Source organism: Xanthobacter sp. (assembly GCF_041911315.1).
Taxonomy (GTDB): domain Bacteria; phylum Pseudomonadota; class Alphaproteobacteria; order Rhizobiales; family Xanthobacteraceae; genus Xanthobacter; species Xanthobacter aminoxidans.
Genome location: NZ_JAYRPE010000001.1, coordinates 54103 through 67266, shown reverse-complemented (window position 1 = coordinate 67266; position 13164 = coordinate 54103). Strand labels below are relative to the sequence as shown.

Below are 13164 nucleotides of genomic sequence, written 5' to 3'. Positions count from 1 at the left end.
GCGCGCCGCCGGCCAGGCTCCAGAAGCATCAGCCAACACACTGTCCAATAGACTAAAATTGCATTTCACCGGTGCCGGAAGCGGGGCCGCGAGATGCCGCACCCAAGGCGAGACGCGGGCAATTGCGAACAGAGATTGAAATCTTCTATGGTCCGTCGCCATCCATTGGGCCTGCGCCGCCCATTACTTTAGGTAATATCAAAAATTACCTGACCTGAGGTCAGCCTGAATGGCGAATATTGAAGCCGTGCCGCCGACTGAAGAGACTTCACCGCCCGCGGGCGTTCCGGAACCGGCGCGTCCGCAGCCGTTCGAGGGGCTAGCGCGGGAGCAGGTGTCGGAGATGCTGCGCCTGCCCCATTTCGGGCGGCGCGGCGCGCTGGTGGCGGTGGGGCTCATCGCGGTGCTGTGGGCGGCGAGCGGCTTCTACCGGGTGCAGCCGGACGAGCAGGGCATCGTGCTGCGCTTCGGCAAGTGGGTGGCGACGGAGCCCTCCGGCGTTCACTACCACTGGCCCTACCCCATCGACACCATCCTCCTGCCCAAGATCACCCAGATCAACCAGATGGTCCTCGGCTCCCGCGACGGACGGCGCGAGCGCAGCCAGATGCTGACCGGCGACGAGAACATCGTCGAGGTGGACTGCGTGGTGTTCTGGCGCATCCGCGACGCCGGCCAGTTCCTGTTCAATGTCGCCGATGCGGAAGGCACGCTGCGCGTGACCGCCGAGAGCGCCCTGCGCGAGGTCATCGGCCAGAACCCCATCCAGGCGGCGCTTTCCGACAAGCGCCAGCAGATCGCCCAGCAGACCGAGGTCGTGCTCCAGCGCCTGCTCGACAAGTATCAGGCCGGCATCGTCATCACCCAGGTGCAGCTGCTGCGCATCGATCCGCCCGCCGCCGTCATCGACGCCTTCAACGACGTGCAGCGCGCGCGGGCCGACCAGGAGCGGGCGCGCAACGAGGCCGAGGCCTACCGCAACGACATCCTGCCCCGCGCCCGCGGCGAGGCCGAGCGCATCGTGCAGGAGGCGCAGGCCTATGGCGAGCAGGCGGTGGACCTCGCCAAGGGCGAGGCCCAGAGCTTCCTCGCCGTGGAAGCCGCCTATGAGCGGCACAAGGACGTGACCCTCCGCCGCCTCTATCTGGAAGGCGTGGACGAGGTGCTGAAGCATTCCGGCCGGGTCATCGTGGACCTCTCCGCCCACGGCAGCAGCATCGTGCCCTATCTGCCGCTCACCGAGGCGGAGAAGCGCGCCGCCACCCTCCCCGCCCCGCCCGTCGCGGATCAGGCCAGCACGGGAGGCTCCAAGTGAAGCGCGCCGGTTTCATCGCGCTGGGGGTGGGCATCCTCCTCGTCGCCTTCGCCTCCTCCTTCGCCTTCACGGTGCAGCAGACCCAGCGCGCGCTGGTGGTGCGGCTCGGCATGCCCATCGCCATCCACGATCAGCCCGGGCTCTACTTCAAGGCGCCGTTCATCGACACTGTGATTTATTTCGAGCGCCGCCTGATCTCGCTGGAGCCGCCCGCCGAGCAGATCATCCTCGGCGACCAGAAGCGCATCGAAGTGAGCACCTACACCCGCTTCCGCATCACCGATCCGCTCGCCTTCTACCAGGCGGTGGGCGGCGTGGAGCAGGGCCAGTCGCGGCTCGCGCAGATCGTCAGCTCGGCGGTCCGGCGGGAGCTGGGACAGGCCAAGCTGGTGGATCTCCTCTCCACCGAGCGCGACCGCATCATCGACAAGATCCGCAACGAGGTGATCGAGCGCGGGCGCTCCCTCGGCGTGGACGTGGTGGACGTGCGCCTGCTGCGCGCCGATCTGCCGGCCGAGACCAGCCAGGCCATCTATGACCGCATGAAGTCCGAGCGCCAGCGCGAGGCCAAGGAGCTGCGCGCGCAGGGCTTCGAATGGGCGCAGGAGATCCAGGCCCGCGCCGACCGCCAGCGCACCGTCATCCTCGCAGAGGCGCAGCAGAAGTCCAAGGTCGCCCGCGGCGAGGCCGACGCCAAGGCCTCCCAGATCCTCGGCGAGGCCTATGACCACAGCCCCGCCTTCTACACCTTCCTGCGCACCCAGCAGACCTACCGGCAGACGCTCGCGGGCGCCTCGCCCATGCTGCTGCTCTCGCCGGATGCCGACTTCCTCGGCGCCCTGACGCGCGGGCCGACCCTCGCCGACGGCATGAGCGCAACAGGCGTGAGCGCGACAGGCGTGAGCGCAACAGGCCCGGGCGGACCGGCCAAGGGCACGCCCCTGCCCGGCCCAGCCCCGACCGGCACCCCGAAGCCCTGACCGGCCGCCCCCCGACGCATTTGAGAAGGACACCCGGCGATGGATCTCGGCGCTGACCTTTCCTGGTTCGGCACGAGCCTGAAGATCTTCCTCATCGACATCCTGCTGAGCGGCGACAACGCCTTGCTCATCGCGCTCGCCTGCCGCAGCCTGCCGGCGGAGCAGGTGCGCAAGGCGGTGATGCTCGGTGCGGCGGGGGCGGTCTTCTTCCGGCTGGTCATCGCGGCCCTCGCCGGCACGCTCATGGCCATCCCGCTGCTGAAGATCGGCGGCGGGCTGCTGCTGGCCGTCATCTCCATCAACCTGTTGGCGGGGGAATACCGGCGGCGGCGCGAGGGCGACCGGGAGGTGGAGCTCGACCCCTCCCTCGGCCAGGGCGGCGGCCTGCTGGGGGCGGCGTTGGTGATCCTCATCGCCGACGCCATCATGAGCCTCGACAATGTGGTGGCGCTGGCCGCCGTGTCGGAAGGCCATCTCAGCCTTCTGGTGGGCGGCGTGCTGTTGTCGGTGCCGCTCATCTTCTTCGGCAGCTTCGTGATGGCCGAGGCGATGAAGCACATCCCCGCCCTCACCTTCATCGGCACCGCCTTCCTCGGCTGGATCGCCGGCAGCCTCATCGTCACCGATCCGCTCTGGTCCGGCTGGGTCGCGGCCAATGCGGAAGCCCTGTTCGTGCTGGTGCCGCCCGCCGCCGCCATCTTCGTGCTCGCCAACGCGCGCTTCACGGCGGATGCGCGGACCGCCGGAGACGGGAAAAGGCAAGCCCCATCCCCCAAGCGCGCACGCATCCTGCCGGCGGTCGCCACGCCGGCACCGGTGGCCGTGGCCGTGCCTGTGAGTGTTGCGGTGCCCGTGAGTGCGGTCGCAGCCGCCCCGGCCCCCGCCCCCATGGCCATTGCCGTCGCCGAACCCGTCCGCACGGCGGAACCCGTCCTCCCTGCCGCGCCCGTCGTTGCGGTGGCGGAAATACCGGCGGCCGCGCCTCCCGCCCGGCCCGCAGCCCCGGTCCGGCGGCCGTCCCAGAACCTGCCGCCTGCGCCCGACTATTCAGACAAGGTGATGATCTACGGACTGATCGGGCTGTTCGGCCTCGTCGCCGTGGTGATGATCAGCGTGCTCATCATGGCCCACGGGGTCGGCTGAAACGGCGCTCTATCCACGCCGCGCCCACGGCAGCACCACCGTCTCGCCGTCATGGGTGAAGCGCACGGCGTCCACGCCGAAGGCCTCGGCGAGATAGGCGTCGTTGAGCACCGCGGCCGGCGCGCCCTCGGCGAGGAGCCGGCCGTCCTTCATCAGGGCGAGGCGGTCGCAGAAGCGGCCGGCCAGCGTCAGATCGTGCAGCACCGCCACCACCACCGCGCCGCGCCGGGCGGTGTCGCGCAGCAGCGCCATCACTTCCAGCTGATGCAGCGGATCGAGCGCGGCGGAGGGCTCGTCGGCGAGGAGGATGGGCGCCTCCACCGCCAGCGCGCGGGCGAGCAGCACCCGCGCCCGCTCGCCGCCGGAGAGGGTATCGGCGGAGCGAGTGGCGAGCGCCTCCACCCCGGCCGCCGCCATGGCCCGCCGCGCGGCCTCATCCACCGCCGCCGTGCCATGGGGCAGGCGCCCCAGCGCCACCACCTCCTCCACCGGCAAAGGCCAATGGATGCGCCCATCCTGCGGCAGGTAGGCGATGGTCCGCCCGAGCCCGCGACGGCCGATCTCGGCGGCGTCGCGGCCGTCGTAAAGAACGTTGCCCGAGGTCGGCACTTCGAGGCCGGCCAGCACCCGCATCAGGCTCGTCTTGCCGGCACCGTTGGGGCCGAGCAGGCCGAGGAAGGTGCCGCCCTCGACATCGAGGCTGAGGTCGCGCACCAAAGTCGCGGCGCCGCGCGTGACGGTGACGGAACGGGCGGCGAGCCTCATGCCTCCCTCCCCCTGAGCCGGGCGAGGAGGAACAGGAAGAAGGGCGCGCCGATGAGCGCCGTCACCACGCCGAGCTGAAGCTCCGGCCGGGTGGGGATGAGCCGCACCACGATGTCCGCCCCGAGGGTGAGGGCCGCGCCGGCAAGCCCGCTCGCCGCCAGAAGCCGGCCCGGCCGGTGGCCCACCAGCGGACGCACCAGATGCGGCACCACCAGCCCCACGAAGCCGATGGCCCCCGCCACCGCCACGCTCGCCCCCACCGCCGCCGCCGTACCGCCGATGACCAGCAGCCGCACCCGGCGCAGGGAGAAGCCGAGGCTTTCGGCCGCGTCCTCCCCCAGTGTGAGGGCATCGAGCGCCGGGCCGGTGGCGAGCACCAGCCCCCAGCCCACCACCATGAAGGGCAGCGCCAGCGCCACATGCACGAGACTGCGGTCGGCCAGCGAGCCCATGAGCCAGAACACCAGCTCCAGCGCCGCATAGGGGCTCGGCGCGAGGTTCAGCGCCAGCGCGGTGAGCGCGCCCGCGAGGCTCGACAAGGCGACGCCGGCGAGGATCAGCATCACCGTCCCCGCCCCGCGTGCCGCAAGCGCCAGCAGCACGGCGGTGGCCGCCGCCGCGCCCATCAGCCCGCCCAAGGGCAGCGCCAGCGCGAAGGAGGCGGAGAAGCCGAAATAGAAGGCGATGACCGCCCCCAGCGCCGCCGCTCCGGAGACGCCCACCACACCGGGATCGGCCAACGGATTGCGCATCAGCCCCTGCAAGGCCGCCCCGGTGAGGCCGAGGCTGAAGCCCACCGCCGCGCCGAGGATGGCGCGCGGGAGGCGCAGTTCCGACAGCACCAGCGCCGCAAGGCTCTGCCGGCCGGCGAGAAGATCGCCGAAGGCGGCGCCAAGATCGAGCGGCGCATAGCCCACCGCCACCGAGGCTGAGAACAGCACCAGCACCAGAAGGCCGAGGGCGAGAACGAGGCGCGACGGCATCAGCGCGCGCCCTCGGCGGACGCGTGGACGGCCGCCGGTCGCGCCGCTTCCGGACCGGCGAGCCGCGCCCGCGCCGCCGCGAGCTGAGCCGCCGCCTCGGCGAGGTCCGGCCCGGCGCAGGTCCACAGCTTGAGCGGCAGCGCCAGCGTGCGGTCCTTGAAGGGAGCGAGAGCCGGATGGTGCAGCAAGGCGTCGGCCAGCGAGGGCGGCGCCGTATCATCGGCATTCACCACCACGAGGTCAGGCGCGGCGCGCACGATCTCCTCCAGCGCGAGCTGGCCCATCTTGTCGGTGGGAAGCTGGGCCGCGAGGTTGGTGAGGCCGGCCTTTTCCATCAGTTCGTCCGCCAGCGAGCCGCGGCCGGTGGTGAAGCCGTTGGGCCGCAGCACCACGGCGGTGGGGCGCGGCCCCGCCACCGGCGGCAGGCGGGCGAAGGCCTCTTTCATCTCCCGCACCATGGCCGCGCCCCGCTCCGGCACGCCGAGCCGCGCCGCCACAGTGCGGATCTGGGCGTAGGCCTCGTCGAGGGTCTGCGGTTCCGTCAGCTCCAGCACCTCGAAGCCGAGGCGGCGGAGCACGGCGGTGGCGGTGCGGGTGGTGTAGGCGCCGGCGAGCACGAGGTCCGGCTTCAGCGGCACCACCTCTTCCGCCAGCCCGCGATTGACCGGCACGTCGTGCGCGCGGTCCGCCACGTTGGAGGCGAGGGGATCGCGCGCGAGATGGGTGACGGAGAGCACCTGTCCGGGATCGGCGAGCCGCAGGGCCAGCTCGTCCGCGCACAGATTGAGGGAGACGACGCGGGGCCGGCCGAGTGGCGGACCATGGGCCTCCTCCGCCCGCGCCGGAGCGCAGGCCAGAAGGGCCGCGAGCATCAGCCCGGCCGCCGCGCCTTTCACCAAAACCTCACCGATCATTCCTCACCAATCAAACCTCACCACGTGAGCTTCACCCCGCCATAGGCACCGAAGCCGGGGGCGAGGAAGCCGTTGGGGTTCTCGTAGGTCTGGTTGAACAGATTGTCGATGCGCCCGAACACGGTGGTGACGGTATTCAGCCGGTAGTTGGCCGCCAGATTCACCACGGTATAGCCGGGCTGGTCGATGTAGTTCGACGTGAGGCGCACGATGTCCCACCAGGAAGAGGCATAGACGAGGCTCGCCGCCAGATCGAGTTCGTCGGTCGGCCGCCAGCCCAGCGTCAGGCTGACCTTGTTATTGGGCCGGCGCAGGGGATAGCAGGAGGTGGCGTTGATGGGCGCGCAGGCGGCGCCGAAGGGCTGGCCCGGCGGCACGTAGCCCACCACGTCGGTGTAGGTGTAGTCCACCCGCGCATCGATGCGGTCCGTCACCTTCACCGCCACGAACGCCTCCACGCCCTGGGTCACGGCGCTGGAGATGTTGACGTTCTGGAACGTCACCGGATCGTAGCTGATGAGGTTGGTGATGTTGTTGTGGAAGTACGTGACCCCGAACAGCACCCGCTCGCCGAACGCCTTCTGCTCGAAGCCCGCATCCCAGCCTTCGCTCTCCTCCGGCTGGAGGTTCACGTTGCCGTAATAGGGCGCGTAGAGCTGGTAGAGGGTGGGCGCCTTGAAGCCGGTGCCATAGCTCGCCTTCAGCTTGGTGCCGGTCTCGTCGAACAGCAGCGCCGGGGCGAGGCGGAAGGTGGTGTGGTCGCCGAAGCTGTCGTCGGCGTCGTAGCGCACGTTGGCGGCGAAGAAGAGCCGGTTCCAGACGTTGCCCTGGTACTCGGCATAGACGCCCGTGTCGCCGGTGGAGGCGTCCACATTGGTGTAGGCGGTGGACGAGGTGATGGACTCGTTCCGCCGCTCGGCGCCCACCAGCAGGTTCTGGCCCGGCGCCACCAGATAGTTGGAGCGCACGTAATAGACCTGCCGGTCGCCGTCATAGGTGCCGTTCACGCTCGGATTCGGCCCCACGGTGGGGTTCGACGTGGTCAGCTCGCTGGCGCCGAAGGAGGTGACGAGAGCGCCGTCCAGCGCGGTCCACACGCCCTCCCCCTTGGTGAAGAACATGCCCGTATAGGCCGTGGAGCGCAGCGCCGCCGGGATGCCGGCATAGGTGGGCGGGGGGAAGACGTCCGGCGTGAAGGCGAGGCTGGTGTCGATGTAGCGGGCGACGAAATTCACCGCGAAGGTTTCGGTGGCCTGCCAGTCGAGCCGGGTGGAGTAGGTCCAGTTGTCATAGGCGTTGGGATTGCGCGGCCAGAAGGGGGGCACGATGTTCTGCGGCGTCACCGGGATCTCGGTGGACGAGAAGTGGGTGACGTTGAAGGAATAGGCCAGCTTCTCGGTGGCGCCGGTGAGGCTCGCATACTGGTTGAAGGTGCCGAGCGCGCCGCCCTCCGCATAGGCGGAAACCTTGGGCGGCCCCTCCCCCTTCTTGGTGGTGATGGAGATGACGCCGCCGATGGCATCCGAGCCATAGAGGCCGGACTGCGGGCCGCGCAGCACCTCCACCCGCTCGAGATCGGACGCCAGCAGCTTGCCGAAATCGAACGCGCCGTTGGTGGCGGCGGGATTGCCGGCATCGATGCCGTCGATCAGCACCTTCACATGATTGGAATTGGTGCCGCGGATGAACACCGAGGTGGTGCCGCCCGGCCCGCCCGTCTGCACCACGTTGAGGCCGGGCAGCGATTGCAGCACGTCCGGCAGGGTGCGCTGCTGGTTGCGGGCGATGTCCTGCTCGGTGACGATGCTGACGGAACTCGCCACCTCGGTCTCGGGCGTGGGAATGCCGGTGGCGCTCACCACGATGGTGGGCAGGTCGCCCGCATTCTGGTCGTCCGCCGTCTGGGCGAGGGCGGGCGCAACACAGGCAAGCGGAACACAGGCGAGCGTGAGCAGGGCCGCGGCCGGCAGTGCGCGGCGGGATCGGGACGGGACGGCGGAAGACATGAAGGCACTCGACGGCACGGGTGGTCCGTCACCGCGAACGAGGCATTCCCGGCCATATCGGGCCCGGAAAAACCGCCATCAGGAGAACCCCGCCCGACGTGCTCGCGCGTGACCACGGCTGACGGCAGGTCTCCTGGCTCGCGGGTCATCGCCCAGACTGCCGCCTTCCCAGGTCTCGCAACCCAGTGGCTGATGGCAGAGGACTCGCCGCTTACAGTTGCGGGGGCAGCCACGGCATTTCCGGTGAGACCGGAGCACCGCGTTCCCTTTTGATCCCTTGCGGGAACCGTCATCGCGACCATAGGCGTCGGCCGCCCCCTGCGTCAACGGCACCTTCGCAGATGCAAAAACCTGAACGCAACTGCGGGAAGACCGCGCCGGCAGGCGTATCGCGCGATCACATCTTGCTCATTGCTTCAAGAATGCGTGGTCCGAAATCACCGGCGACCCGTATCGCGAGCGTGCGGCTGCCTGCAAAAACGGCAGCAGCAAAGGCCGCACCCGACATTCCGCTAGGTTATGGTGGCGCGCCCCGCTCAATTCGCTTAAACGATTGAGAGCCGCCCCGCCACCGAGCGGGCGGGTACTACAAAAGTATAATAACCGAATAATCGGGAACACAGGGAGTAGAAGATGCGACTGAGGAGCATGGTCGCGGCTTTGGCCGCAGGCGTTGCCGTTTTCGGGCTTGCCTTTTCCGGTGCAGCTTACGCCGCCGACCCCATCAAAATCGGCCTGACCGGCCCCTTCACCGGCGGCTCGTCCTCCATGGGCGTCAGCATGCGCGACGGCGTGAAGCTCGCCGTGGAAGAGGTGAACAAGGCCGGCGGCGTGCTCGGCCGTCCGTTGCAGCTCATCGAGCGCGATGACGAGGCCAAGAACGAGGTGGGCGTGCAGATCGCCCAGGAGCTGATCAACAAGGAAGGCGTCGTCGCCACCCTCGGCTACATCAACACCGGCGTCGCCCTCGCCTCCCAGCGCTTCTATCAGGAAGCCGAGATCCCGGTGATCAACAACGTGGCCACCGGCACCCTGATCTCCAAGCAGTTCGTGCCGCCGGACAACAAGAACAACTACATCTTCCGCACCTCGGCCAATGACGCCATCCAGAGCGCCATGATCGCCGAGGAAGCGGTGAAGCGGCAGGGCTTCAAGAAGCCGGCCATCCTCGCCGACTCGACCAATTACGGCCAGCTCGGCCGCGCCGATCTGGTGAAGGCCCTCGCCACCATGGGCGTGAAGCCGGTTGCCGAAGAGAAGTTCAACATCGGCGATACCGACATGACCGCGCAGCTGCTGCGCGCCAAGGAAGCCGGCGCCGACGTGATCCTCACCTACGCCATCGGCCCCGAGCTGGCGCAGATCGCCAACGGCATGGCCAAGCTCGGCTGGAAGGTGCCCATGATCGGCTCGTGGACGCTCTCCATGGCCAACTTCATCGACACCGCCGGTGCCAACGGCAACGGCGCGATGATGCCGCAGACCTTCATCCAGCTGCCCGACACCCCCAAGCGCAAGGCGTTCATCGAGGCCTATCAGGCCGCCTACAAGATCGATCGCATGCCTTCGCCGGTCTCGGCCGCGCAGGGCTATGATTCGGTCCTGCTGCTCGCCGCCGCCATCAAGCAGGCCGGCTCCACCGACGGCCGCAAGGTCCGCGACGCGCTGGAAAACCTCAACACCAAGGTCGAGGGCGTCGTCACCGTCTACGACAAGCCCTTCTCCGCCACCGACCACGAAGCCATCACCGCCAACATCCCGGTGTTCGGCCTCGTCAAGGACGGCCGCGTCGTCGCCGCCCATCCCGAAGACATCGCCGGCGACAAGGCGGTGCGCGTGAAGCCCAAGAACTGAGGCTGAGGGCTGGCGTTCGAGCGCGAGACCCGACACTCGATCACCGTCATCCCCCGGCTCGTCCGGGGGATCCACGGGGCGACCGGGAGTAGTGCCTGAGCGGATAATGCCGGCCCAGCTGCGAAGTGGGTGCCCCGGACAAGCCGGGGCATGACGGCACTGGGAGGGGTATCGGTTCATAGCCCGCCCCGACGGTTAGCCCCTTCGCCCACACCATTCGGATCGCCGCGCCATGGAGCGCGGCGGCCGGTTCGCCCGGAACCCTGCCCCGACGCGGGGGCCGCGCCCCCTTCCGGAGACCGTCATGAACGTCCTGTCGCAGCTCATCGTGAGCGGCATCGCCGTAGGCATGATCTACGGCGTCATCGCCTTCAGCTACCAGCTCACCTTCGCCACCTCGAAAACCCTGAACTTCGGCCAGGGCGAGGCCCTGATGCTGGGGGCGCTGGTGGGCCTCACCACCATCAATTTCCTCATCGGGCAGGCGCTCGGCACCCTGTGGGCCTACCTGCTCATGCTGCCCATCGTCTTCGCCTTCGGCCTCGCGCAGGGCGCGGTGGTGGAATGGCTCGGCGTGCGGCAGGCGGTGAAGGCGAAGTCGGAAGCCGGCTGGATCATGGCGACCATCGCGCTGGGCATCATCTTCCGCAATCTCGCCGAGAACATCTGGGGCCGCGACGCCTTGCGCTTCCCCTCCCCGCTGCCCGAGGCGGCGCTCACCATCGGGCCGGTGCGCATCCAGCCCATGGAGATCGCCATCGTCATCGGCGCGCTCGCCATCATGCTGGCGGTGGAAATCTTCAACCGGCGGTCCATCTTCGGCAAGGCCGTGGTGGCCACCGCCAATGACCGCGACGCGGCGGGCCTGATGGGCATCGACACGCGGCGCGTCATCACCTTCTCCTATGCCCTGTCCTCCATGACCGCCGCCTTCGCCGGCGTTCTCATCGCCCCCGTCACCCTCACCGGCGCCACCATGGGCGCGGTGCTGGGGCTGAAGGCGTTCGCGGTGGCCATCATCGGCGGCCTGTCGAGCGGCATGGGCGTCATCGTCGGCGGCCTCATCCTCGGCATCACCGAGACGCTGACCGGCTACTACATCTCCACCGGATACAAGGACGTGCCCGGCCTCGTCCTGCTGCTGCTGGTGCTCTCGCTGAAGCCCTCGGGCCTGTTCGGCCGCGCCACCATCAAGAAGGTCTGAGCCCCATGCTCGCGCGCCGCCTCCTCTCCTCCACGGGGTCGCTCCTCGGCCTCGCGGTGCTCGTCGTGCTGCCCTTCGTGGTGACGAGCCCCTATTATCTCCACCTGCTCGTCACCATCGCCATCTTCTCGATCCTGCTGCTCGGGCTCGATGTGGTGTTCGGCTATACGGGCGAGGTGTCCATCGGCCATGCCGCGCTGTTCGGCATCGGCGCCTACACGGCCGGCTGCCTCGCCATGCACTTCGGCATCGGCTTCTGGCCGGCGCTGCCACTGGCGATCATCGTCGCCTCCGTGTTCGGCGTGGTGCTGGCCCTTCCGGCGCTGCGCGTCACCGGCCCCTATCTCGCCATGGTGACTTTGGCCTTCGGCACGATCGTGCAGATCCTCATCAACGAGATGACGGACCTCACCAACGGCCCGCTCGGCATCAAGCTGACGACGCCCCTCTTCCTCGACCTGCGCTGGCTGGGCGACAGCATCCCGCTGTTCGACATGTCGCTGAAGCGCATGAAGGAAGTGGAGTATTACTACATCGCCGCCATCGCGCTGGTGCTGACGCTGATCATCATCAACCGCATCCTCGCCTCCCACCTCGGCCGGGCGTTCGAGGCGCTGCGCGACAGCCCCATCGCGTCGGACTGCATGGGCGTGTCGGTGTACAAGCACAAGGTGCTGGCCTTCGTGGTCTCCGCCGGCCTCGCGGGCCTCGCGGGCGCGCTGTTCGCCTATTCCGAGCAATATATCGCGCCGAACAATTTCGGCTTCGAGCTGTCGGTGCAATTCCTGCTGGCGGTCACGGTGGGCGGGCGCAAGTCGCGGCTGGGGCCGATCCTCGGCGCGGTCATCATCGTGTTCCTGCCGAACCTGCTCTCCGACATCGAACTGTTCCGCTACATCGCCGGCACCATCGCGCTCATCGCCGTCATCGCCGGGGCGCGGGCCTTCGTGAAGGACCCGGAGAACCGGGTGCGCAACGCCATCCCCGTGGTGCTGTGCCTCGCCTTCTTCGTCTTCTCGCTGCTGCTGCAGAAGATCACGGACTACAAGCTCGCCGTCTTCGGCGTGATGATCCTGTTCGTGGTCTATTACCTGCCGGATGGCATCGTCGGCTTCCTCAAGCGCGCCGCCGCCCAGCTCTGGCCGAGCCTCGTGCAGACCCACGCGGTGATCCATGCCGATACCCACGGCAAGGCCGTCACCGCCTCGCACGAGGGCCATGAGGGCGTGCTGCTCCACGTGGACAATGTGGTGATGCAGTTCGGCGGCCTCAGGGCGCTGGATCAGGTGTCCATCGAGGTAAAGCCCGGCACCATCCACGGCCTCATCGGGCCGAACGGCTCCGGCAAGAGCACCATGATGAACGTGCTCACCGGCATCTATGTGCCCACCGCCGGCGCCGTCCGGTTCAAGGGGCAGGCGGTGACCGGCAAGACCTCCGCCGACATCGCCAGCGAGGGCATCGCCCGCACCTTCCAGAACGTGCAGCTTTTCGCCGAGCTGACGCTCATCGAGAACGTGCTGGTGGGCCTCCACCACACCTATCAGGCGACCTTTGCCGAGGTGGCGCTGGGCCTGCCGCGCATCAGGCGGGAGGAGAAGGCGGCGCGCGAGCGGGCCATGAGCCTGCTCCACTTCGTCGGCCTCGCGGACCTTGCCAACGAGGAGGCGCGCAACCTGCCCTACGGCAAGCAGCGCCTGCTGGAAATCGCCCGCGCGCTGGCCCTCGACCCGGCTCTTCTCCTGCTCGACGAGCCCGCCGCCGGCCTCACCGCGCCTGATATCAAGCACCTGGTGGAGATCATCCGGAAGGTGCGCCACGCGGGGCTCACCATCGTGCTCATCGAGCACCACATGGATGTGGTCATGGGCCTGTGCGACACGGTGACGGTGCTCGATTTCGGCCAGAAGATCGCCGAAGGCAAGCCGGCCGAGGTGCAGGCCAACGAGCGCGTCATCGAGGCCTATCTCGGCGGCGTCGCCGCTGCGGCGGAATGAGGA

General features: G+C 68.7%; 10 protein-coding genes and 1 riboswitch. Of the genes, 6 read left to right on the top strand and 4 right to left on the bottom strand.

What is annotated here, in order from left to right:
* Nucleotides 1-229 precede the first annotated feature (229 nt).
* Genes hflK through ACE3QW_RS00295 form a run of 3 tightly spaced genes read left to right on the top strand, consistent with a single transcriptional unit; the run spans nt 230 to nt 3438 of the window.
* Nucleotides 230-1315 carry an FtsH protease activity modulator HflK gene (gene hflK, locus ACE3QW_RS00305; RefSeq protein WP_374249968.1) on the top strand — a complete coding sequence of 362 codons (1086 nt, stop codon included), beginning with the start codon at nt 230-232 and terminating at the stop codon, nt 1313-1315.
* Nucleotides 1312-2295: a protease modulator HflC gene (hflC, locus tag ACE3QW_RS00300; protein ID WP_250166345.1), complete on the top strand. Its 984-nt coding sequence runs from the start codon at nt 1312-1314 to the stop codon at nt 2293-2295. Before hflK ends, hflC begins: the two co-directional genes overlap by 4 nt.
* A gap of 39 nt (nt 2296-2334) precedes the next feature.
* Nucleotides 2335-3438: a YjbE family putative metal transport protein gene (locus tag ACE3QW_RS00295; RefSeq protein WP_374249967.1), complete on the top strand. Its 1104-nt coding sequence runs from the start codon at nt 2335-2337 to the stop codon at nt 3436-3438.
* 9 nt (nt 3439-3447) lie between these two features.
* Here the strand turns inward: ACE3QW_RS00295 and ACE3QW_RS00290 are convergent, their stop codons facing one another.
* Genes ACE3QW_RS00290 through ACE3QW_RS00275 form a run of 4 tightly spaced genes read right to left on the bottom strand, consistent with a single transcriptional unit; the run spans nt 3448 to nt 8106 of the window.
* Nucleotides 3448-4203, bottom strand: coding sequence for an ABC transporter ATP-binding protein (locus tag ACE3QW_RS00290; protein WP_374249966.1), 756 nt, complete (start codon nt 4201-4203; stop codon nt 3448-3450).
* Nucleotides 4200-5186, bottom strand: coding sequence for a FecCD family ABC transporter permease (locus ACE3QW_RS00285; RefSeq protein WP_374249965.1), 987 nt, complete (start codon nt 5184-5186; stop codon nt 4200-4202). The genes ACE3QW_RS00290 and ACE3QW_RS00285 overlap by 4 nt, the downstream gene beginning before the upstream one ends.
* Entirely contained in the window at nt 5186-6100 is a 915-nt protein-coding gene (locus ACE3QW_RS00280; protein ID WP_374249964.1) for an ABC transporter substrate-binding protein, read from the bottom strand. Before ACE3QW_RS00280 ends, ACE3QW_RS00285 begins: the two co-directional genes overlap by 1 nt.
* 17 nt (nt 6101-6117) lie before the next feature.
* Entirely contained in the window at nt 6118-8106 is a 1989-nt protein-coding gene (locus ACE3QW_RS00275) for a TonB-dependent receptor plug domain-containing protein (RefSeq protein WP_374249963.1), read from the bottom strand.
* 105 nt (nt 8107-8211) lie between these two features.
* A riboswitch (cobalamin riboswitch) is annotated at nt 8212-8412 on the bottom strand.
* A gap of 327 nt (nt 8413-8739) precedes the next feature.
* Between ACE3QW_RS00275 and ACE3QW_RS00270 the strand changes: the two genes are divergently transcribed.
* The 3 genes from ACE3QW_RS00270 (at nt 8740) to ACE3QW_RS00260 (ending at nt 13161) form a co-directional block, all read left to right on the top strand.
* Complete coding sequence (locus tag ACE3QW_RS00270) at nt 8740-9960, top strand: ABC transporter substrate-binding protein (protein WP_374249962.1); 1221 nt, start codon at nt 8740-8742, stop codon at nt 9958-9960.
* A gap of 304 nt (nt 9961-10264) precedes the next feature.
* Entirely contained in the window at nt 10265-11164 is a 900-nt protein-coding gene (locus ACE3QW_RS00265; protein WP_029554861.1) for a branched-chain amino acid ABC transporter permease, read from the top strand.
* A 5-nt stretch (nt 11165-11169) separates the two neighbouring features.
* The gene (locus tag ACE3QW_RS00260) at nt 11170-13161 is read left to right on the top strand and encodes an ATP-binding cassette domain-containing protein (RefSeq protein ID WP_024278225.1); all 1992 of its coding nucleotides are present in this window, start codon (nt 11170-11172) and stop codon (nt 13159-13161) included.
* The last annotated feature ends 3 nt before the right edge of the window (nt 13162-13164 follow it).